This is a genomic window from Marinobacter sp. CP1, from assembly GCF_001266795.1.
Lineage (GTDB): Bacteria > Pseudomonadota > Gammaproteobacteria > Pseudomonadales > Oleiphilaceae > Marinobacter > Marinobacter flavimaris.
The window spans coordinates 1,538,267-1,557,533 of sequence record NZ_CP011929.1 but is presented as its reverse complement, the minus strand read 5'-3'; the positions used below and the strand labels follow the sequence as shown (position 1 = coordinate 1,557,533).

At 59.7% G+C, this 19,267-nt stretch carries 18 protein-coding genes; 9 read left to right on the top strand and 9 right to left on the bottom strand.

The window, feature by feature from the left end:
* The first annotated feature begins 5 nt into the window (after positions 1–5).
* The 3 genes from ACP86_RS07375 to ACP86_RS07365 all read left to right on the top strand — a co-directional run bounded on the left by ACP86_RS07375 (position 6) and on the right by ACP86_RS07365 (position 3,335).
* Complete coding sequence (locus ACP86_RS07375; RefSeq protein WP_053113197.1) at positions 6–578, top strand: glutathione S-transferase family protein; 573 nt, start codon at positions 6–8, stop codon at positions 576–578.
* A gap of 195 nt (positions 579–773) precedes the next feature.
* Positions 774–1,385: a Yip1 family protein gene (locus ACP86_RS07370; RefSeq protein ID WP_008173563.1), complete on the top strand. Its 612-nt coding sequence runs from the start codon at positions 774–776 to the stop codon at positions 1,383–1,385.
* Positions 1,386–1,601: 216 nt separating this feature from the next.
* Complete coding sequence (locus ACP86_RS07365) at positions 1,602–3,335, top strand: alkaline phosphatase D family protein (RefSeq protein WP_053113196.1); 1,734 nt, start codon at positions 1,602–1,604, stop codon at positions 3,333–3,335.
* Here ACP86_RS07365 and ACP86_RS07360 read toward each other — a convergent pair.
* Complete coding sequence (locus ACP86_RS07360) at positions 3,316–5,733, bottom strand: xylulose 5-phosphate 3-epimerase (protein ID WP_053115487.1); 2,418 nt, start codon at positions 5,731–5,733, stop codon at positions 3,316–3,318. The two genes, ACP86_RS07365 and ACP86_RS07360, sit on opposite strands and share 20 nt — an antisense overlap.
* A gap of 212 nt (positions 5,734–5,945) precedes the next feature.
* On the opposite strand from ACP86_RS07360, the gene ilvD reads away from it, so the two are divergent.
* From ilvD to ACP86_RS07345, 3 genes are all read left to right on the top strand, one after another.
* Complete coding sequence (gene ilvD, locus ACP86_RS07355) at positions 5,946–7,634, top strand: dihydroxy-acid dehydratase (protein ID WP_053113195.1); 1,689 nt, start codon at positions 5,946–5,948, stop codon at positions 7,632–7,634.
* An 89-nt stretch (positions 7,635–7,723) separates the two neighbouring features.
* Positions 7,724–8,674, top strand: coding sequence for a D-alanyl-D-alanine endopeptidase (pbpG, locus tag ACP86_RS07350; protein WP_227507835.1), 951 nt, complete (start codon positions 7,724–7,726; stop codon positions 8,672–8,674).
* A gap of 19 nt (positions 8,675–8,693) precedes the next feature.
* Positions 8,694–9,173, top strand: coding sequence for an asparaginase domain-containing protein (locus ACP86_RS07345; RefSeq protein ID WP_008173551.1), 480 nt, complete (start codon positions 8,694–8,696; stop codon positions 9,171–9,173).
* 3 nt (positions 9,174–9,176) lie between these two features.
* Here the strand turns inward: ACP86_RS07345 and rsuA are convergent, their stop codons facing one another.
* The 3 genes from rsuA to ACP86_RS07330 all read right to left on the bottom strand — a co-directional run bounded on the left by rsuA (position 9,177) and on the right by ACP86_RS07330 (position 12,216).
* Entirely contained in the window at positions 9,177–9,869 is a 693-nt protein-coding gene (rsuA, locus tag ACP86_RS07340; protein ID WP_053113194.1) for a 16S rRNA pseudouridine(516) synthase RsuA, read from the bottom strand.
* 5 nt (positions 9,870–9,874) lie between these two features.
* On the bottom strand, positions 9,875–10,903 hold the full coding sequence (locus tag ACP86_RS07335; RefSeq protein WP_053113193.1) for a metal-dependent hydrolase: 1,029 nt from the start codon (positions 10,901–10,903) through the stop codon (positions 9,875–9,877).
* A gap of 62 nt (positions 10,904–10,965) precedes the next feature.
* A complete protein-coding gene (locus tag ACP86_RS07330) occupies positions 10,966–12,216 on the bottom strand; it encodes a lytic murein transglycosylase (protein ID WP_053113192.1) in 1,251 nt (416 codons plus the stop codon).
* 228 nt (positions 12,217–12,444) lie between these two features.
* Between ACP86_RS07330 and ACP86_RS07325 the strand changes: the two genes are divergently transcribed.
* Positions 12,445–13,320, top strand: a complete 876-nt coding sequence (locus ACP86_RS07325) for a response regulator (protein ID WP_053113191.1) — start codon at positions 12,445–12,447, stop codon at positions 13,318–13,320.
* Here ACP86_RS07325 and phoR read toward each other — a convergent pair.
* The 5 genes from phoR to ACP86_RS07300 form a co-directional block, all read right to left on the bottom strand.
* Positions 13,317–14,636, bottom strand: a complete 1,320-nt coding sequence (gene phoR, locus ACP86_RS07320; RefSeq protein WP_053113190.1) for a phosphate regulon sensor histidine kinase PhoR — start codon at positions 14,634–14,636, stop codon at positions 13,317–13,319. The genes ACP86_RS07325 and phoR overlap by 4 nt on opposite strands.
* 53 nt (positions 14,637–14,689) lie before the next feature.
* Positions 14,690–15,382, bottom strand: a complete 693-nt coding sequence (phoB, locus tag ACP86_RS07315; protein WP_008173539.1) for a phosphate regulon transcriptional regulator PhoB — start codon at positions 15,380–15,382, stop codon at positions 14,690–14,692.
* A 77-nt stretch (positions 15,383–15,459) separates the two neighbouring features.
* Positions 15,460–16,347: a 4-hydroxybenzoate octaprenyltransferase gene (ubiA, locus tag ACP86_RS07310; RefSeq protein ID WP_008173537.1), complete on the bottom strand. Its 888-nt coding sequence runs from the start codon at positions 16,345–16,347 to the stop codon at positions 15,460–15,462.
* A gap of 69 nt (positions 16,348–16,416) precedes the next feature.
* Entirely contained in the window at positions 16,417–16,980 is a 564-nt protein-coding gene (locus ACP86_RS07305) for a chorismate--pyruvate lyase family protein (protein ID WP_053113189.1), read from the bottom strand.
* Positions 16,961–17,518, bottom strand: coding sequence for a hypoxanthine-guanine phosphoribosyltransferase (locus ACP86_RS07300; protein WP_008173534.1), 558 nt, complete (start codon positions 17,516–17,518; stop codon positions 16,961–16,963). Before ACP86_RS07300 ends, ACP86_RS07305 begins: the two co-directional genes overlap by 20 nt.
* Before the next feature lie 264 nt (positions 17,519–17,782).
* On the opposite strand from ACP86_RS07300, the gene ACP86_RS07295 reads away from it, so the two are divergent.
* Positions 17,783–17,950, top strand: a complete 168-nt coding sequence (locus ACP86_RS07295; protein ID WP_008173532.1) for a rubredoxin — start codon at positions 17,783–17,785, stop codon at positions 17,948–17,950.
* Between the two features lie 58 nt (positions 17,951–18,008).
* On the top strand, positions 18,009–19,163 hold the full coding sequence (locus ACP86_RS07290) for an NAD(P)/FAD-dependent oxidoreductase (RefSeq protein WP_053113188.1): 1,155 nt from the start codon (positions 18,009–18,011) through the stop codon (positions 19,161–19,163).
* Positions 19,164–19,267 lie beyond the last annotated feature (104 nt).

Below are 19,267 nucleotides of genomic sequence, written 5' to 3'. Positions count from 1 at the left end.
AAACCATGAAACTGATCGGATCCACTACTTCACCTTACGTTCGGCGTATTCGTATCCTGCTGGACGAAGAGCCCTATGAATTCCTCAATCTCAATATCTATGGTGAAGGCCGGGACGAGCTGCGGCGAAACAATCCGACCCTGAAAATTCCGGTACTCGAAGACGGTGGCAAGGAAATCTATGATTCCCGGATTATCGCCCGTTACGTCAGTGCCAAACAGGGCCGCGATCCGCTGACCTGGGATCAGGAAAACCAGCTGACCATGATCGATGGCGCCAATGACTCCGCGGTCACGTTGCTGCTCTCGGAGAAGTCCGGAATCGATACCGGCGCCGACCTGATGTTCTACAACCTTCAATGTGAACGCATCATGACAACCTTGCGCACGCTGTCGGCAATGGCGGAAGAGGGCCAGTTCGAGGAATGGAATTACCCGGCCATCTGTCTTTATTGCCTGGTAGACTGGCTGGATTTCAGGGACCTTGTGGACTTTTCCGGTGTGGAGAGCCTGTTATCCTTCCGCGACAGCCACCGGGATTACCCCTGGGTTGCCGAGACCGATCCGCGCAATTCCTGACTCCGCGCGGCCGGCAATCGCCGGCCGCCGCCTCCAGCCAAGGCTGAAAAAAAACTTGCCCGATCATCCTGCGTCATTTTGCTTTCGCAATCGCTGTTCTTGACTATAGTTAAGATTAAGGAACAGCGTCTGATCTGCCGGTTACCGCGTTCCGTACGTATAAATACCAACAATAGAAGAGAGAGGGGGTCATCCATGCTCCTGTCACATGCGTTCGGTCTCTTTACCCATCCTGATGAAGAGTGGGCTTCCATACGAAAAGAACATGAAACTCCGCGCCGGGTCTATGTTGCCTATGTTCTGATTCTGGCGGCGATAGCTCCCATTTGTGCCTACATATCGACTGCCTATTTCGGCTGGACGGTCGGCAATGAGCGGCTGATCAAGTTAACCGAGATCAGTGCAATGCAGCTCAGCGTGTTGACCTATCTGGCAATGCTGGTCGGCGTTTTTGCGCTGGGTTACGCCATCAACTGGATGGCAAGAACCTACGGCGCCAAGGAAGAACACGTACCCTCGAACGGTATTGCCCTGGCAGCCTACTCCTGCACTCCTCTGTTCCTCGCAGGATTTGCCCTGCTGTATCCAGTGCCCTGGTTCAACGCCATCGTCTTCCTGGCCGCCGCCTGCTATGGCGCCTATCTCATGTATGACGGGCTGCCGATTGTCATGGGCATCGAAAAGGAGCGGGCGGTAATGTACGCCGGAGCGTTGCTGACCGTCGCCCTGGTGATCCTGGTATCCACTCGCGTGGGTTCCGTCATTCTCTGGAACTTCGGAGTTGGTCCGGTATTTATCAGCGGATAGACCGGGTTTAAACGGACCGCAAAAGGGGAGCCACTGGCTCCCTTTTTTTATGGTTTCTGGTTCTTGCAAAAGACTTGTCGTGATTTGCCATCCCCCTGTCGCAAATTGGCAATGCGTTCTTAACCAAGCCCGATTAGCTTCTTCATTTGGAGTAGAAACGGCGAAAGGTGCAGAACGTCGAGACTACAAGGGACGAATGCAGGGGAAGATATAACAATGAAACGACTGACACGACGGGATTTTCTGAAGGCATCAGCCATGGGTATGGGCGCCGTGGTGATTTCGACCGGCCTCGCAGGCTGTGTACTGGACAGCTCCGACAAGCGAACAATCAGCTTTACCCATGGAGTGGCCAGCGGCGACCCGCTTGCCGATGGTGTCATGCTCTGGACCAGGGCTGCACCGGCGACCGGTTCGGCACCTGTCGGTGTCGCCTGGGAGGTATCGACGGATGAGGGTTTCGAGAACCTTGTGCACTCCGGCACGGCAGAGGCCACTGAGGCCCATGACTTCACCGTCAAGGTGGACGTCCGCGGCCTGGCACCGGGGCAGAGCTACTATTACCGCTTTCAGACGACCGATCGGCAGTCACCGGTGGGCGTAACCCGGACCTTACCGGAAGGCAGTATCGACTCAGTGCGCCTGGCCGTGGTCTCCTGCGCGAATTATCCGGCCGGTTATTTCAACGTCTACGGGGAAATCAGTAAACAGAATGACCTGGATGCCGTGGTCCATCTGGGCGACTACATCTACGAATACAGCTCCGACAGCAGCAGTTATGCGGCACAGGATGCCCAGGCCCTGGGGAGGACCTTTTCTGAGGACAACAATCTTGAGCTGATTGAACTGGTGGACTATCGCAAACGTTACGCTGCGTATCGGGCAGACCCGGATCTTCAGTCCCTGCATGCGAGAGTGCCGTTCATTGTGGTGTGGGACGACCACGAAGTGGCGAACGACGCCTGGGAAGAGGGAGCTGAAAACCACAACGAGGGCGAGGGCGATTTCACCCAGCGTAAGCTCAATGCCCTCAAGGCCTATTTTGAATGGATGCCGATCCGTCCTGTGTTCGAGGGCAGCGACGAGGCCATTTTCCGGACCTTCCGGTTCGGCGACCTGGTGGATCTGCACATGCTCGACACCCGCATTATCGGTCGCGACCAGCAACTGGACTACATGGACTACTTCACGGGAGAAGGCCTTGATGCCGCCCGCTTTACTGCGGATGTTGGCAGTGAGAACCGTACCCTGCTGGGTGCGGAGCAACTGCTCTGGCTGCAGTCTTCCCTGAACTACTCCACCGCCACATGGCAGGTGTTGGGGCAACAGGTGCTCATGGGCCGAATGAATCTGCCCGCGGAGCTGCTGGTGGCCATTGCTACTGAGCAGTTTGACGGTCTGCCGGAAAAACTGGCGGAACTGGCCCAGCTCAAAGGCCGGGAGCTCCAGGGGGATCCGTCCCTGACTCCAGAGGAATTGGCTCGCATCAATACAGTTGCCCCCTACAATCTGGACGCCTGGGATGGCTACCAATATGAACGGGAAGTGGTTCTGGGAACGGCCAAGGCGCTGAACAAGAACCTGGTTGTACTGGCGGGGGATACCCATAACGCCTGGGCCAACAACCTGAAAGACATCCAGGGCGACCAGATTGGCGTGGAGTTCGCTACAGCGTCGGTTACATCACCCGGCCTGGAGGAGTATCTGGGCATTCCGGATGACATGATTCAGGGCGCGGAACAGGCCATTGGTCTGCTGGTGGATGACCTGGATTACCTGAACGTGAATCAGCGTGGCTACATGCTGGTGACCTTTACGCCCGAAGAAGCCCGGGCCGACTGGTATTTCGTGGACACCATCAAGCCAAAGGAATATCAGATCGACGCGAGCCGCACCGCTTCCCGGCGGGTACTGGTCGGTCAACGCACCCTCATGGAAGGCCCCGGGTAATCACCGCCGGGTCCCCCCGGCCTTCTACCGCTGCCAGCTCCGCACTGGACAGCCATTCGCCCGGGGGCTTGTCCATCACGCTGGCACAGGCAGCCAGAGCATGGCCCCAGGAACAGCCGTTGGCAAACAGCATGCCGGCCTCATTCAATGTCCCGCCGCGGTTGATGTAGCCAAGAACCCGGGCCTGCGACGGTTCCGGGAACAGCGGATGGAGATGGCCCCGGAAGACCTCCGGGCGCATGTGCGTGAGAGCAACCCGTCGGCGAATGCGGTGGGGGAACAGGCGCTCCCGCTCGAATTCGGACAGGCATACCTGGGCTTCCATGGTGTCCCTCGGTTGGCGGAATCTGCCGGGTTCCTGGATATAGACCAGGCGAAAGGGGGTGCCGGTCTCCCTCAGGCGTTCGCAGGCTCTGATTGACTCGGATAACTGGTAGGCGCCATTGGCGATGAGCAGCAATGGTTCACCGGACGAGGTATCTTCATCCACCACCAGGGCCCCGTGCCTCGCCAGCAGTTCCGCTTCCCGGGTGTCGAAGACGCAGGGGCGTTCCCGTTTCGGGATCACCATGCAACTGATCGTGCCCCTTTCACGGAATACCGATGGCAATGTTGCCAGGGTGCTGTTGTAGTCTGCCGGAAACAGCACCCGGGAGACGTCGTTCATCTCCGCGAGCATACTTTCGCAGAAGGTGGTGTCCTGATGGGACTGCTCGTTCTTGCCATTTTCCCAGGTGTGTGAGGTGGCAATAACCGGCAAGCCGAGCCAGCGGGCAGAACGCCCGATTTCTTTCTGGTGCCGGGCAAAAATCAGCTCCTGGCGGATGGCGCCAAGCATTTTCACGCAGAAGGCCTCATAGCTGGCGACCAGATTCAGCCCCGCCTTATTGGCCAGACAAGCCGATACCACAGATTCTTCGTTCAGTGCCGTGATGATCTTGCCGTGCACCGACTCCTGATCGTTCTCGGGATCGTTCACCCGATGCTTCAGATCATCCAGCACTCCGCCAAGACGATTGCTTGCCAGCTCGTCCGGATTGCCCACTCTGGCCCTGAGGTCCGGGTTCTGGGCTACCAGCGCCCGGAAAAAATCATCCACAGCCTTCATCGGCGAGGTGCATTCCCGACAGGCCGGAAGCCGGGGGATTATCGGGTCCGGTGGATTGCGGGTCGCGAGAGCATGATCACGCTCAAGTGGGCGAGATTGCCCGGCGTGCTGGTTAAGATGAGTGATAGCGATTTGAAGCTGATCCGGAGCCACCCACAATCTGGCGGCATGCTCGTTAAACAGCTCCCTGGCCCGGGCATCCATTCGCGGGTTTCCGGGCAGTGGCAGGTTGTGGGCTGCATTGCTGCTGGCGCCATAAAAACCATACCCCTTGGTGGTCTCCGCAATGCCATAGGGTACCCGAACGGGATAGCCGCTCTCTCCCCGTAGCGCCGCCTCGCCATTGGTGGCGAGTGCCTGCTCCATTTCATAGAGAGCACAGACAAAGCCGGCAGGATCGCGGCCATCAAAACGGAAGGGCACAAAGCCCCTGTGTTCGAGATGCGCTTCAAAACGTTCGAGACCCTCGCGGGTGCCCAGCTCGGTTCGCTGTTCAATGCGCCGTCCATTGGCAATCATAACCGGCATCACTGCGCCGCAGTCCTCGGCGCGCCACCAGCGGGGGATCCAGTCGCTGCCGCGCTGCTCCTCGGCGGCCCCATCAGACAGAAAGGCCACCAGAGACTCACCCGGCAGGGGCATATGGGCGTATTGCAGCTCGGCAAACCCGAGGTAGCCCCCTTCGAGAATACCACCGGCGGTGTGCGGATTGACGTGGCTGCCAAGGGGCGCGGCCATGGTACCGTCCGGCTTCTGGCGGTAGCTGTAGAAATCGGAAACCAGAGTTGAGAGCCCGTCCGGCCCTCGATAACGTTCCGCCTGTTCCGGATGAAGGTTTCCGGTGAGGACATTCAGGGCGTCCACGGCTGCCACGCAGTGCCCCTGGCCCATCAGCCAGCTCCGTGTGCGTCCGGTCAGATTGTTCAGAGCCAGATAGCCGGCATAGGCCGGCACCATGTTCAGTGCCCCGCCGGTGTGGCCTTCCGGATTGGTCTTGAAGTCCTGAGGCGCCAGCGGCTGGCCGGAGACATCAACCCGGCGGGCGTAGGTCATGTGGACTACCAGCCAGAGACCGGCACTGGTGAGTCTGTCCAGGTCGGCGAGTTTACGATAGACCGTGGCAGCATCGGGCTGGTGGCCGGCAGCAACCAGGTGCTCTGCCAGTAGGCTGACCTGATGTTGCGTGGCTTCACTGTGCTGGATGACGCCATAACCATCGCACCAGCGCCGGAAATCCGGGCAGTCTGAAGCGGCGTGATTCACCGCTGCTGTTTGAATGGGAAATGGCATGAGATGCCTCCATGGCGTCAGTGTGTCCGCGAATTTTAAAACCACCGCTGTGAACTGCCATTGATGCAGGTCAGTCGAAACTGCATCTTTCTGCAGACTGCTCCAAGCCAAGCGTTCCACCCGCCCGCGGGCAGGCTTGCTCGCCTGCCCGTTGCCGAAAGCCATGGTTTCTGAGAGTCTGTTCGAATAAGCCACCTGATAAGGAGACTCCCATGACGCAAGACAAGAATCAGGACAAGCGCCGGAAATATTCGGCCCCCGTTGTTGATGGCATTGGCAAATCCGCCAGCCGTGCCATGCTTCGGGCCGTCGGGTTTACCGATGAGGATTTCAAAAAGCCCCAGATCGGCATTGCGTCCACATGGAGTAACCTCACGCCGTGCAACATGCACATCAACCAACTGGCCGAGGAGTCGGCTGCCGGAGCCGATGAGGCAGGCGGCAAGTCGCTGATTTTCAATACCATTACCATATCGGACGGCATTGCTAATGGTACCGAGGGCATGAAGTATTCTCTGGTGTCCCGGGAGGTGATCGCCGATTCCATCGAGACCGTGGCCGGTTGTGAAGGGTTCGATGGCCTGGTGGCGATCGGTGGCTGCGACAAGAACATGCCCGGTTGCATGATGGGCCTGGCGCGTCTGAACCGGCCATCTGTGTTCGTGTATGGCGGCACCATCATGCCTGGCGAGAACCACACCGATATTATTTCCGTGTTTGAAGCCGTGGGTGCCCACGCCCGGGGTGATCTGGATCTGATTGAGGTGAAGCAGATAGAGGAAACCGCGATTCCGGGGCCAGGGTCCTGTGGTGGCATGTATACCGCCAATACGATGGCGTCGGCCATCGAGGCCATGGGCATGAGCCTGCCGGGCAGCTCCGCCCAGAACGCTGTGTCGGAGACCAAGGCGGAGGATTGTCGAGGTGCCGGGGCTGCGGTGCTGAACCTGCTGGAGAAAGACATCAAGCCCAGCGACATCATGACCCGGAAAGCCTTCGAAAACGCCATTACGGTCGTCATCGCCCTGGGCGGTTCCACCAATGCGGTACTGCACCTGCTGGCCATGGCCAGCACCGTCGGTGTCGATCTGGAGCTGGAAGACTTTGTCGAGATTGGCAAGCGGGTGCCGGTGCTGGCGGATCTGCGCCCGAGCGGCCACTACATGATGTCGGAGCTGGTGGCCATCGGCGGTATCCAGCCGCTGATGAAAATGTTGCTGGACCGCGGGCTGCTGCACGGTGACTGTCTTACCGTAACCGGTCAGACGCTGGCGGAGAACCTGGCTGATGTTGCCCCCTACCCGGAAGGGCAGGACATCATTCACGCCTTCGACAACCCGATCAAGGCGGACAGCCATCTGCGGATCCTTTTCGGGAACCTGGCGCCAACCGGAGCGGTGGCGAAGATCACCGGCAAGGAAGGCACGCATTTTACCGGCCGTGCCCGGGTATTCCATTCGGAAGAAGAAGCCCAGGAGCGGATTCTCGACGGCACAGTGGTGGCCGGCGATGTGCTGGTCATCCGCTACGAAGGCCCCAAAGGCGGACCGGGCATGCGGGAGATGCTGAGCCCCACCTCCGCGATCATGGGCAAGGGCCTGGGCAGCGATGTCGCGTTGATTACCGATGGCCGGTTCTCAGGGGGCAGCCACGGTTTCGTGGTTGGTCATATCACACCGGAAGCGGCCGAGGGCGGCCCGATTGCGCTGGTCGAGGATGGCGACACCATTACCATTGATGCCGTCAGTAATCGGATTGAGCTGGATGTCTCGGATCAGGAACTGGAACGTCGTCGGCAGGCCTGGCAGGCGCCCAAGCCACGGTTCACTCGCGGCGTTCTGGCAAAATACGCTCGCACCGTGGGCTCTGCATCCAACGGGGCCATTACCGATCTGCCATGATCCGATGACTCCGGGCAATCACTGCTATAATCCGCCGCTGGCGGGGCAGTGATTGCCCGTACAGTTAACAAGTGAAGGGGCTTTGAAGCATGGGTATCCGCAGTATGGCCATCTGGTGGGTGTTTTTGCTGGCGCTGCAGCCCGGGATGTCCCAGGCTCACCAACAGGAGGCATCGGCCAGTTCGTCAGCATCGTCGAAACAGGATGGTCCAAACCTGGCATCGGTGAATGCCGCGGTTGCCGTGGCTGGTGATAACGAGCTGATTTTCGGCAAGAATGCCGACCGGTCCGTACCCATTGCCTCTGTCACCAAGGTCATGACCGCGCTGGTCGTGCTGGAATCCGGCGAGCCGCTGGATGAGTGGCTGACTTTTCATGAGCGGCATACGCCCGCCGCCGCCAACGCCTACAGTCGGATTCGCATCGACTCGGAGATGCGGCGTAAAGATGTCTTGCGCATTGCACTGATGTCCTCCGAAAATTTTGCCGCCTACACCCTTGCCCGTAGCCACCCGGGCGGGTTCGATGCCTTTATCGAGGCGATGAACGCCAAGGCCGCGGCCCTGGGAATGACCGGTACCCGGTTTGTTGATCCGACCGGGCTGTCGTCGGAGAACCTTTCAACCGCCGCGGATCTTGTAAAGCTGGTAAACGCTGCGGCTGATTACCCGGAAATCCGGGAGTACTCCACCACCGGTTATTTCCGTGGGCAATTCCGGCAGCCCCGTTACAGCCTGTCGTTCGGGAATACCAATGCCCTGGTGCATCGGGATAGCTGGGGGGTGGCCCTCAGCAAGACCGGCTATCTCTCCGAGGCCGGGCGCTGCCTGGTGATGATTTCGAAGATGAACGGCAAAGAGGTGGTGACCGTGCTGCTGGATTCCCTCGGTACCCGCTCGCCGATGGGCGATGCCGGACGGATAAAGCGCTGGCTTGATACCGGAGCCAGGGGCTCGGTGGCCGCTGCCGCCCGGCGTTACGAACAGGAAAAGAACGCGTCATACGCGACCGCTGGTAACAGTACGGTCAGTGTGAACTGACACTGAAAGGAATCCCGTTATGATCCAGATATTCACGACCGGTGGCACCATCGACAAGGTCTACTTCGATGCCAACAGCGAGTTCGAGGTAGGGCACAGCCTGCTGCCGGAGCTGCTGTCTGAATCCAACATCCACGAGGGCTATCGCCTGCGGGAACTGCTGCGCAAGGACAGCCTGGAGATGACCGATGATGATCGCCAGCAGGTACTGGCGGCGGCCAGTGAATGCGATTGTGGCCGAATCATTATCACCCACGGCACGGACACCATGGCCGATACTGCGGCGGTGCTTTCCGGCCTGAAGGACAAGACCATCGTATTGACCGGCGCGATGCAGCCGGCCCGGATGCGCCGAACCGATGCGGTATTCAATGTCGGGTTTGCCTGGGCTGCGGTGCAGCTGCTGCCGCCGGGTGTGTATATCGCGATGAATGGTGAAGTGTTCGAGGCCGGTGCAGTGCGCAAGAATCTCAAGGCGCAACGTTTCGAGCGCACCTGAGTATCACGCCAGGCTGTCTCTTTCCTCGGCGGTCAGTTCCCGGTATTCGCCGGGCATCAGCGCATCGTCCAGTTCGACCTGTCCAATGCGGACACGATGAAGGGCTTCCACGTGGTTGCCAACGGCTGCCATCATGCGCTTGACCTGATGATAGCGCCCCTCCGAAATCGTCAGCTCAATGATCCTGTCTTCCAGAAAATGCACCCGGGCCGGTCGCGTCGGCCTCGGATCATTATGCAGGTCCACGCCTCGCTCCAGTTGCTGTGCCGCAGCGTCGCTCAGAGGTTCGTTCAGGGTTACCCGGTAAGTCTTGGGGCAGTCGGTTCGCGGTGAGGTGACCCGGTGAGACCACTGCCCATCGGTGGTCAGTAACAGGAGGCCGGTTGTATCTGCATCGAGGCGCCCGGCAATATGGAGATGTCGGGTGATCTCTGCTGGCAACAGGTCCAGCGCTGTTGGATGGTCGCTGTCGGTCGTCGCGCTCACCACGCCTGCTGGCTTGTTCATCATCAGATAGCGCTCGCCTGGGAGGCTCAGAGGGGTGCCTGACAAGGCCACCCGTTCATCCCCGGCCAACCTGGTGTTGGCGCCCTTGCAGATTTGTTCATTGATCGTTACTACTCCGCGGCCGATGGCCCGCTTGGCCTCTTTTCGGGAGAGCTCGGTGCTGTTGGCAATAAACTGGTCCAGTCGCATGGTATTCAGCAGCTTTGTCCGGGTGCCGGGGAGCTCAGACTGGCCAGGCAGAGCACCGGCGTTTCGGCAATCATCCGGGACCAGAGCAGCCCGAGGGCTTCGGAGCTTACTGGTGGGCGTGGAGTCCGAAAGCTCGCCGTGGGGTCGATGCCGCTGCCATTGCGGGTCGCCAGAACAAAGGTAAACGGGTGCGCGCCTGGAATGCCCAGCCGGATATCGGTGGCCGTGATGCGGTCGCCGGCCTGGTCGTAATCCAGGAAGCCCCGGGTGAACCATTCAAGACGCCGGGCCTCGGGCAGGTCCGAGACTTCGCTCGCCAGCTCCGGGCGGCGTGGAAAGTATTCAAGATTCAGCGGCGTGTCGCCATCCAGAAAGCCGGTGACAATTTCTACCCGCTGATCACCCTGCAGAGCCGTCGCCCGCCACAACAGTGTGCTGAATGGCATGGGCTGAACCAGCAGGTCCGGGTTTTCCAGGCCGGCGGCCGCAAGCGCGGGTTGAACTCGCTGTGTCATCACTTGCTGGGCCAGAGCACTCCAGCCCAGGTACAGGGTGGACACTGCCAGGCCTGCAACTATCGCTGTTTTGGCGGGCGGCCGGGCGAGAAAAAACAGGCAGCCTGCCAGCAGGGGCAGGGTGTATAGCGGGTCGATGATAAAAATGCTGCTGACGGCTACGGGGGGCCCGATGGGCCAGAACAACTGGGTGCCATAGGTTGTAAAGGCATCCAGTAAAGGATGGGTAATCAGGATCAGCCCCGTCAGGGCGAGCCACCGCTGAAAACTCAGTTGTGGTTTCCAGCGCCAGAGCAGCCAGGCAAGGGCCACTGCCAGAGGGGCCAGAACGAACAACGAATGGCTGAATCCACGGTGTTGGGTGAAATTGGCCACTGCGGTGCCGTAATCGATGACGACATCCAGATCCGGGAGGGTGCCCAGAACTGCGCCTGTCAGCAAAACCGAGCGGCCAAGAGTCTTGCCGGCTACGGCGCCGGCCAGGGAGGCGCCCAGGGCGGCCTGGGTGAGTGAATCCATGTCAGATCAGTCTCGCATCAAAACGGTGTCCTGCAGTAGTAGGCCGCCGACTCCCCGGTGGATCACTGTCCTGCAGGTATTTCCAGCGCCGCCAGCACCGATTCACCGGGGTAGCCATCAGCCACCAGGTTGTTGGCAGCCTGGAACTGTCGGATGGCAGACCGCGTTGCCGGGCCCATGATGCCATCGGGGTTACCTGGCTCATACCCCCGTTGCTGCAGGGCTTTCTGGAGGTTGATGATGTTGGCGCGGGACAGCGCAGGCGCGTCTTCGGGCGGAGGATTTTGCAGTTTACCCGCGCCGGCAATCCGGTCAGCCAGATGACCAACCGCAATGGCGTAGAACTCGGAGCGGTTCCAGCCCATGATCACGCGGAAGTTGTGATAGGCAAGAAACGCAGGCCCGCGGTGCCCTGCCGGCACCACGAGGGCGGCATTAATCGGTTCGCGGGCCAGTGGCTTGCCGAAGGCATCCGTAATGCCCATTTCGCGCCACTGCTCGAGTGGCAGACGTCGTCCGTCCGCAAGGGAATAGTCGAAATTCTCGGGTAACAGGACCTCTCGGCCCCAACGGTAGTCGCCGTCCCAGTTCATGGATTCGAGAAACCTGCCCGCAGACATCATGGCATCCGGAAGGCTGTTCCACAGATCCCTTCGGCCATCACCATCGGCATCCACCGCGTGTTTCAGGAAAACCGTCGGCATGAACTGAACGTGGCCCATGGCGCCGGCCCAGGAACCTTCCATCTGGTCTGCCGGAATGGCGCCCTCGTCAATAATGCGCAGGGCCGCGATCAACTGCTCGGTGAAGAAGGTGCTGCGGCGGGGATCGCAGGCCAGTGTCGTCAGGGAGCTGGGTACCGGCATCTTGCCGAAATAGCTGCCAAAATTGGTTTCCAGGCCCCAGAAGGCCACCAAATAAGGCGCGGGCACGCCGGTTTCCCGGGTGACTCTGGCCAGCAGCTCCTGATGCTCCTGCAACAGTTCGCGGCCGGTGTTGACCCGGGCATCGTTAACCCGCCGGCTCAGGTAGTCGGCAAAGGTAGTGGTGAACTCCGGTTGCCGCCGGTCCAGTTCGATCACCCGTGCCAGATGCTGGACCCCGGACATCACCTCGCTGGCGGTCTTGCTGCTGACCCCGGCGGCAATGGCCTGCTCCTGAAGCCGGGCCTTGCATTCGGCAAATCCCGCTGGCTCAACTTCAGCGCTGTCCTGGGCAATGGCGGGCAGTGACAGACATGACAGAAAACCGGAAAACAATAAGCCGCGAGTAACGCCGCCCTGGCGAAGAATCCTTGCAGGTTTGGTCAGCACACAAAACCTCTATCAGGCTGATGATCGTGGAGTATCCTGAGCCCATGTTAGCGCGTTTTCCAGCCGGAGAAACACTGTCCTGGCTCCCGTGGAGTGACAATTCTTTAACCTGACGGTTCCCGAAAAACGGCGATTGTGGTCTTTTTGTTGCCGACAGGTTTCTGGCGTGGGTGTTTGTTCTATAGTTGCACCATAGAACCGGGTTGTGGATAGGGGAAGGTCTGAACTATGGCAATGCTGAAAGCGCTGGTGGTGGATGACGCCAGCTTTGTACGTGATCTGGTCAAGCGAACCGTGCGCCAGCGTTTCCCGGTCATCGAGACTACCGACGCCCAGAACGGCCGGCGAGCGCAGTCATTGATGTCGAGGACCGCGTTTGACCTGATTCTGTGCGACTGGGAGATGCCAGAAATGTCCGGGCTGGAATTGTTGCAATGGATGCGCCAGCAGCCCCAGTACGAAAACGTGCCTTTTATCATGATCACCAGCCGGGGCGACAAGGATCACGTGATCGAAGCGGTCAAAGGCGGCGTTTCCGAATACCTTGGCAAACCGTTCAGCCCCGAGGGGTTGAGCAAGAAAATTATCAAGGTGATGGGCCGCAAACTGAAAGATGCCATGGACCGGAGCGGCAAATCCATGGCCAGCCCTGCCGATGCCTTCAAAGAGTCGGCCAACCTGCTGACTCGCAAGCCCGAAGCCGCGGCGGAGGTTTCCGCCGAGTCACCGCCCTCCTCCCCCCGGCCCGAGCCTTCGGCACCGACAAGGCCGACCTCGGCCCGGGCGCCCATGAGCCTGGCCTCGGTACGCTTCGCCGAGAGCACCCTGAAATCGGTGGTTAAGGATATCAATCTGACGGAGGTGCGGGTGATCGCGAAGCGGGACCAGGTATTCCCGGGGATTCTCGACCAGGCGGTGGTGGACATCGAGATCGCCGAGGGCCAGATGGCGAGGCTGAACGGCTATGTGCACCAGTTGCAGGCGGTGGACAAACGCCAGGACACGGACTTTGTCAGCGTTACCATTCGTTTTGTCGATGAAGACCCGAAAAAGCTGGAGGACCTGTCGAGGTTTGTCGCCCGCTTCCGCGCGGGTATGCGCTAGCTCTCTGCCTTCTCGGGGATCCGCTCGACCAGTCGCTCCCGCGGGAAATGACAGATAAACTCACTGCCCTCGCCAATCCGGCTGCGAATCTCCAGATTGCCATCGTGGTTGAGCAACACGTGTTTGACGATTGCCAGGCCAAGGCCGGTGCCGCCGGTGTCTTTGTGACGACTGGGATCGGCCCGATAGAAGCGTTCTGTCAGACGGGGGATATGGACCGGGTCGATACCGATGCCGGTATCCCTGACTGAAAGGTGTGCGCCTTCCCGGTTGGTGGACCAGGACACGATAATCTGGCCATTTGCAGGGGTGTACTTCACCGCATTGAATATCAGGTTCGAGAAAGCGCTGCGCAGCTGGCTTTCATCGCCTTTCAGCAGGCGGTGGTCGCCGATATGCACGGTAATCTCGTGCTGTTTTTCGCCACTGAGCGCCCGGGCGTCATGACAGATCTGGGTCAACAACTGGTCCACGTCCGTGAGGGTGTCGTTGACCGTTTGCTCCCCGGTTTCAATACGTGAGAGCAGGATCAGATCGGTGATCAGGGCTTCCATCCGGGATGACTGGGCAGCCATGGTGTTAATGGCCCGGCGCCACTTGGGCGGCAGGTCTGCGGCGTTGTCCACCAGGGTTTCGAGGTAGCCGCTGATGACCGTGAGAGGCGTGCGCATCTCGTGGGACACATTGCCGACAAAGTCACGGCGCATCTGTTCGAGCTGGTACAGCCGTGTTACGTCCTTGGCGACAATCAGACGGTCGTCGTCACCAAACAGGCTGATCTGGATCTGAAGGTGAATATGAGGTCTGGCCGGAGAATGTATCTCCAGGGGTTCGCGGTAATCCCGTGAATCGAAATAGGTCTTGAAGGCCGGCGTGCGGATCAGGTTATGGATGTACTGGCCCTGATCGGTGTTGCGCCGGAAACCCAGCAGATACTCGGCGGAGCCGTTCCACCATTCCATGGCGCCGCGGGAGTCGGTCATGATCACGCCATCGCGCATGGCGTTGGTGGATTCCTGCACCCGATTGATCTGGGCCCTCAACCGGTCCTGGGTTCTCAGGTGGGTCTGGTGCAGTTTGTGAAGATTGTCGAAAATGTCGCCCCACAGGCCGATGCTCTGGGGGGCTTCGTCGGTGGCGCTGGGGTTGGACAGCCACTGGTAGAGGCGCCTGGCCTGAACCAGCGTCCACCACAGATAGACAACCAGCCCGAAGGTCAGCCCGTAGACGGGCTCTCCGAAATAGAGGCCAACCAGGGTGGAGCCAATCAGGCCACCGATAATGTAGCGCAGGTATCGTGACCAGTTGTGTTGCATCAAAAACTGCCTTGTGTCCGTTCCGGGGCTGATGCTCAGCTGGCCGGAGTTACTTACGCGGCTCTGGTCGAGAAGCGGTATCCGGTTCCGCGTACGGTCTGGATCAGATGGTCGTACTGGTCGCCAAGTGCCTTGCGGAGCCTGCGGATATGCACATCCACGGTCCGTTCCTCAACATAGACATTGCCACCCCAGACCTGGTCCAGGAGCTGGGAGCGAGTATATACCCGTTCCTGGTGCGTCATGAAGAACTGAAGCAGTCGGTATTCTGTCGGGCCCATGGTAAGGGCGCCATCCTGGGTGGTGACCCGATGCCCGACCGGATCCAGCGTCAGGCCTTCCACTTCAATCGGGCTGTCTACGCCCGGCGGCGTCGCACGCCGAAGCACGGCTTTCAGGCGGGCGACCAGTTCCCGGGGGCTGAACGGTTTGGTGATGTAATCATCGGCACCAACTTCCAGGCCCTGGATCTTGTTGTCTTCCTCGACCTTGGCGGTGAGCATGATGATGGGAATGTCGGCGGTCGCTTCTTCTTTCTTGAGGCGGCGTGCCAGTTCCACGCCGCTGGTGCCGGGCAGCATCCAGTCGAGGAGTACGAGATCCGGGTGTTTGTCGACAATCAGGGCATGGGCTTCCCGGGCGTCCGCTGCCTCCAGATAGTCATAATCCGCCATTTCGAGGGCCACCGCGATCATCTCGCGGATCGGGGCCTCATCATCGACGATCAGGACAGTTTTTCCAGTCATGAGCTTTTAACCTGTGTCAGACCTTGATTTGTTGCTGCCTCATTACAACGCTCAAGTGTTACAAGTATATGACAGGTTCAGCTGACCATGAGATCAATTACAAGGCCGGCAAAAACGGCAAAGCCGGCCCAGTTGTTGTTCAGAAACGCCTTGAAGCAGCCGTCCCGTTCACGTTCCCGCGCCAGGTACTGGTGGTAAATGAACAGGCAGGCCATGGCCACGACGCCCAGATAGTAGAAGGTGCCCAGCTCGGCACGATGGCCCACCATGATCAGGATCAGTACAACCATGGCCTGCAGCATGCCAATGATCGCCTTGTCGGCTTCTCCGAACAGGATGGCCGTGGACTTGATGCCCACTTTCAGATCGTCATCCCGATCCACCATGGCATACAGGGTGTCGTAGGCAACGGTCCATAGCACGTTGGCGGTGAACAGCAGCCAGGTGAGCTGACTCAGTTCGCCGGCCTCCGCCGCCCAGGCCATGGGGATGGCCCAGGAAAAGGCCGCGCCCAGAAACAGCTGAGGCAAATGGGTGTAACGCTTCATGAACGGGTAAATGAATGCCAGCAGGGCACCGCCGAACGACAGATACAGGGTCAGCGGGTTGGTGAACAGAACCACCATCAGGAAGGAAACCAGGCACAGTCCCGCGAACAGCGCCACCGCTTCCCAGGGTTTTACCCGGCCCGCGGTCAGTGGCCGGTCCTTGGTGCGTTTGACATGCTTGTCCCAGTCCCGGTCAGCGAAATCGTTGATGGCGCAGCCAGCCGCGCGCATGAAGAAGACGCCCAGGGTGAAAATGATGACATTAGCCAATGCGGGGCTGCCGTCTCCGGCCAGCCACAGGGCCCAGTAGGTCGGCCACAGCAGGAGCAGGGTTCCGATCGGGCGGTCGATTCTGAGCAGGCTGGCGTAGTCGGCCAACCGGCGCTGGATAGGTTCTGGCACAGCGTCAGGCAGCATGGCGCGCGTCCGTCTGGTGTTCTTCGAATTGAATGAGTGCTGGGATTATAGCCAGTCGCGGGAGGCCGGTTAAAGCGTGTTCCGCTGAAACAGCGCCGGTAGCAGGTATTCACCAACCAGCAGGGAGCTGTTGTGGCCACTGAACAGGGAGCGCCTTGCCAGTTCCGGCTGTCCCGGGATTACCGGTCTGCAGAGGCCGGTTTCCAGAGGGCCCCGTTGCCAGTGGGGGCTGGTGAACAGGTAGGCGCCCAAAGGTCGATTGCCCAGGTGAAGCAGCCGGCGCCCCTCGCCCTCCAGACACTTCAGGGGAATGACCGTCCTGGCCAATACCCAGGGCTGGTTGTCGCCGCACAGGCTGACTTCCCGTATCCAGGCGTGTTGACGGTGGGGAATGCGCAGGCGCCGGGCCTCTTCCTGTGTCGGCGTTGCAAAGCCCTCCCGGCGGACCTCAACGTGAAAGGAACGGCTGCACTGTTTCTGCAGGGCCCGTGTAAACGAACCCTCTACCTGCAACCAATAGCGGGCAGGCCCGTGAACCGCCGGGTTCAGGAGGCCGGCGGCCGTCAGCGATTGGTACCAGTCCGTCGGGGGTATGGTCAGGTGACTGTCGATGTCAGAGACCCTTGACTGCATAGATGCCGGGGGCATTGCGCCAGTAGCCCTTGTAGTCCATGCCGTAACCGAACAGGAAGCGGTCTTCCACTTCCAGGCCGGTGAAATCGGCCTTCAGATCCGGACGGGCTTTCCGGTCATGTTGCTTGTCGACCAGAACGGCCGTCAGTACCTCACTGGCACCGTGAGCGCGGCAGTAGTCGGCGATGGCGCACAGGGTCGTCCCCTCATCCAGAATGTCATCGATAATCAGGATGGTACGGCCGTGCATATCGGCTTCGGGTTGCAGTTTCCACTCGAGAATGCCGCCGGTAGTTTCCTGACGGTAGCGGGTGGCATGCAGGTATTCGGCCTGGACCGGAAACCGGAGCCGGGGTAGCAGTTGTCCGGTCAGGATCAGCCCGCCGTTCATCACGCAGAACAACAGGGGGTTACTGTCTTTCAGGCGGGCGGTAATATCGTCGGCCAAGTTGCCAATTGCAGTCTGTACCTGCTGTTCATCCACCAGGCAGTCGGCTTCGGCCATAACCTGGTTCATTTCGGCGACGGTATCGGTCATATCGGTCGGTCCTGTCGTAAAACGGGCGATTATACCGGACAGGGCCTGCAGAGGGGAGGGGCCACCCCGGTTGTCAGATCTGTATTTGTGGCTATTGGCAGAAATCCCCTGACCGGACCGTCGGCATTGGCATTGGTCAATACCGGGGCGATGGGTATGATGGCCTGATTCGACAGTTGTTCGTATCTGTTAACTGAATAAAACACTTGCGTGTAATATTGTCTGACAATTATTATTGCGCCCGTCTGATGTTGGGAGAACGTTATGAAGAAGTGGCAGTGTGTGGTGTGTGGTTTGATTTACGATGAAGCCGAAGGCTGGCCCGAGGACGGCATTGAGCCGGGCACCAAGTGGGAAGACGTACCGGAAGACTGGGTATGCCCGGATTGCGGTGTCGGCAAGGAAGATTTTGAAATGATCGAGATCGGTTGATAGCACCCGGCACGGCCGGTAAAAGCCGCCCAGGTGAGTTAAATACAGGAACACGGTTATGACTGAACAGGCCCCCATCATTATTGTCGGTACCGGGTTGTCCGGTTATTCCCTGGCTCGGGAAATCCGGAAGCAGGATAAGGAAACCCCGGTTCTGATGGTTACCGCCGACGATGGCGTGAGCTACTCCAAGCCCATGTTGTCCACCGGCTTTACCAAGGGCAAGGACGCGGATGGCCTGGCCCAGGGCGGTACCGACGCCATGGCGGATCAGCTGAATGTCCGGATTCGCACATTTGCCACGGTCACCGGCATTGATACCGAGGCCCACGAACTGATTCTCGGTGATGAACGACTTGCCTACAGCAAGCTGGTTCTGGCCTGGGGCGCCGATGTGATCCGGCTTGGCCTGGACGGTGATGGCCAGGAGCATGTTTTTTCGATCAATGACCTGATGGATTACCGTGCCTTCCGGGACGCCCTGGGCGACGGCAAGCGGGTGGCGATCATGGGGGCTGGTCTGATTGGTTGTGAGTTCGCCAACGACCTGCGCAATGGCGGTTACGAGGTTGACGTGATTGCTCCTTCCGAGGAGGTGATGCCGGGGCTGCTGCCGGAGGCGGCCGCCCATGCTGTTCAGCAGGAGCTCGAGAATCTGGGGGTCGGGTTTCATCTCGGAACCGTGGTTGATCGGATCGACCGCAGGGGTGACGGGGTCAGTCTGACCCTGGCCAATGGCGAGGCTCTGGACGCTGATCTGGTACTGTCCGCTGTGGGCCTGCGCCCGAGGACCGATCTGGCCCAGGCTGCCGGGCTGGAGACGGCCAGGGGCATCGTAGTGAATCGCGCGCTGGAGACTTCCGCGCCGGATGTCTACGCACTCGGTGATTGCGCCGAAGTCGACGGCCACGTGCTGCTTTATGTCCTGCCGCTGATGGCCTGTTCCCGGGCGCTTGCAAAAACCTTGCTCGGTGAGCGCACCGAAGTGAGCTATGGCACCATGCCGGTGATGATCAAGACCCCCTGCTGCCCGACCGCCGTCTGTCCACCACCGTCGGCAGCCGAGGGCAACTGGGAAGTTGAGCAGGATGGCACCAGCGTCAAGGCGCTGTTCAAGAGCGCCGGGGGCGATGTACTGGGGTTTGCGGTAACCGGCAGCTATGCCATGGAGAAACAGGCCCTGTCCAAGGAAGTGCCTCCGATACACGGCTGATTAGCCGGACTCCAATCCGCAGCCCCGATACCAAGGGGCTGCTTTCTCTTGGCCGGCGACGGCTTTTCATTGCGAAATTTCGCCGCTTGCGGTAGAAAACTCCT

What these genes read in the sequence shown, in the direction of transcription:
- pbpG (WP_227507835.1), top strand. Translation starts at nt 7,724, where the DNA reads ATGGGTATCCGCAGTATGGCCATCTGGTGGGTGTTTTTGCTGGCGCTG.
- ACP86_RS07345 (WP_008173551.1), top strand. Translation starts at nt 8,694, where the DNA reads ATGATCCAGATATTCACGACCGGTGGCACCATCGACAAGGTCTACTTC.
- ACP86_RS07360 (WP_053115487.1), bottom strand. Translation starts at nt 5,733, where the DNA reads ATGCCATTTCCCATTCAAACAGCAGCGGTGAATCACGCCGCTTCAGAC.
- phoB (WP_008173539.1), bottom strand. Translation starts at nt 15,382, where the DNA reads ATGACTGGAAAAACTGTCCTGATCGTCGATGATGAGGCCCCGATCCGC.
- ACP86_RS07305 (WP_053113189.1), bottom strand. Translation starts at nt 16,980, where the DNA reads ATGCAGTCAAGGGTCTCTGACATCGACAGTCACCTGACCATACCCCCG.
- ACP86_RS07290 (WP_053113188.1), top strand. Translation starts at nt 18,009, where the DNA reads ATGACTGAACAGGCCCCCATCATTATTGTCGGTACCGGGTTGTCCGGT.
- ubiA (WP_008173537.1), bottom strand. Translation starts at nt 16,347, where the DNA reads ATGCTGCCTGACGCTGTGCCAGAACCTATCCAGCGCCGGTTGGCCGAC.
- ACP86_RS07300 (WP_008173534.1), bottom strand. Translation starts at nt 17,518, where the DNA reads ATGACCGATACCGTCGCCGAAATGAACCAGGTTATGGCCGAAGCCGAC.
- ACP86_RS07375 (WP_053113197.1), top strand. Translation starts at nt 6, where the DNA reads ATGAAACTGATCGGATCCACTACTTCACCTTACGTTCGGCGTATTCGT.
- ACP86_RS07365 (WP_053113196.1), top strand. Translation starts at nt 1,602, where the DNA reads ATGAAACGACTGACACGACGGGATTTTCTGAAGGCATCAGCCATGGGT.
- phoR (WP_053113190.1), bottom strand. Translation starts at nt 14,636, where the DNA reads ATGCAACACAACTGGTCACGATACCTGCGCTACATTATCGGTGGCCTG.
- ACP86_RS07325 (WP_053113191.1), top strand. Translation starts at nt 12,445, where the DNA reads ATGGCAATGCTGAAAGCGCTGGTGGTGGATGACGCCAGCTTTGTACGT.
- ACP86_RS07295 (WP_008173532.1), top strand. Translation starts at nt 17,783, where the DNA reads ATGAAGAAGTGGCAGTGTGTGGTGTGTGGTTTGATTTACGATGAAGCC.
- rsuA (WP_053113194.1), bottom strand. Translation starts at nt 9,869, where the DNA reads ATGCGACTGGACCAGTTTATTGCCAACAGCACCGAGCTCTCCCGAAAA.
- ACP86_RS07335 (WP_053113193.1), bottom strand. Translation starts at nt 10,903, where the DNA reads ATGGATTCACTCACCCAGGCCGCCCTGGGCGCCTCCCTGGCCGGCGCC.
- ilvD (WP_053113195.1), top strand. Translation starts at nt 5,946, where the DNA reads ATGACGCAAGACAAGAATCAGGACAAGCGCCGGAAATATTCGGCCCCC.
- ACP86_RS07370 (WP_008173563.1), top strand. Translation starts at nt 774, where the DNA reads ATGCTCCTGTCACATGCGTTCGGTCTCTTTACCCATCCTGATGAAGAG.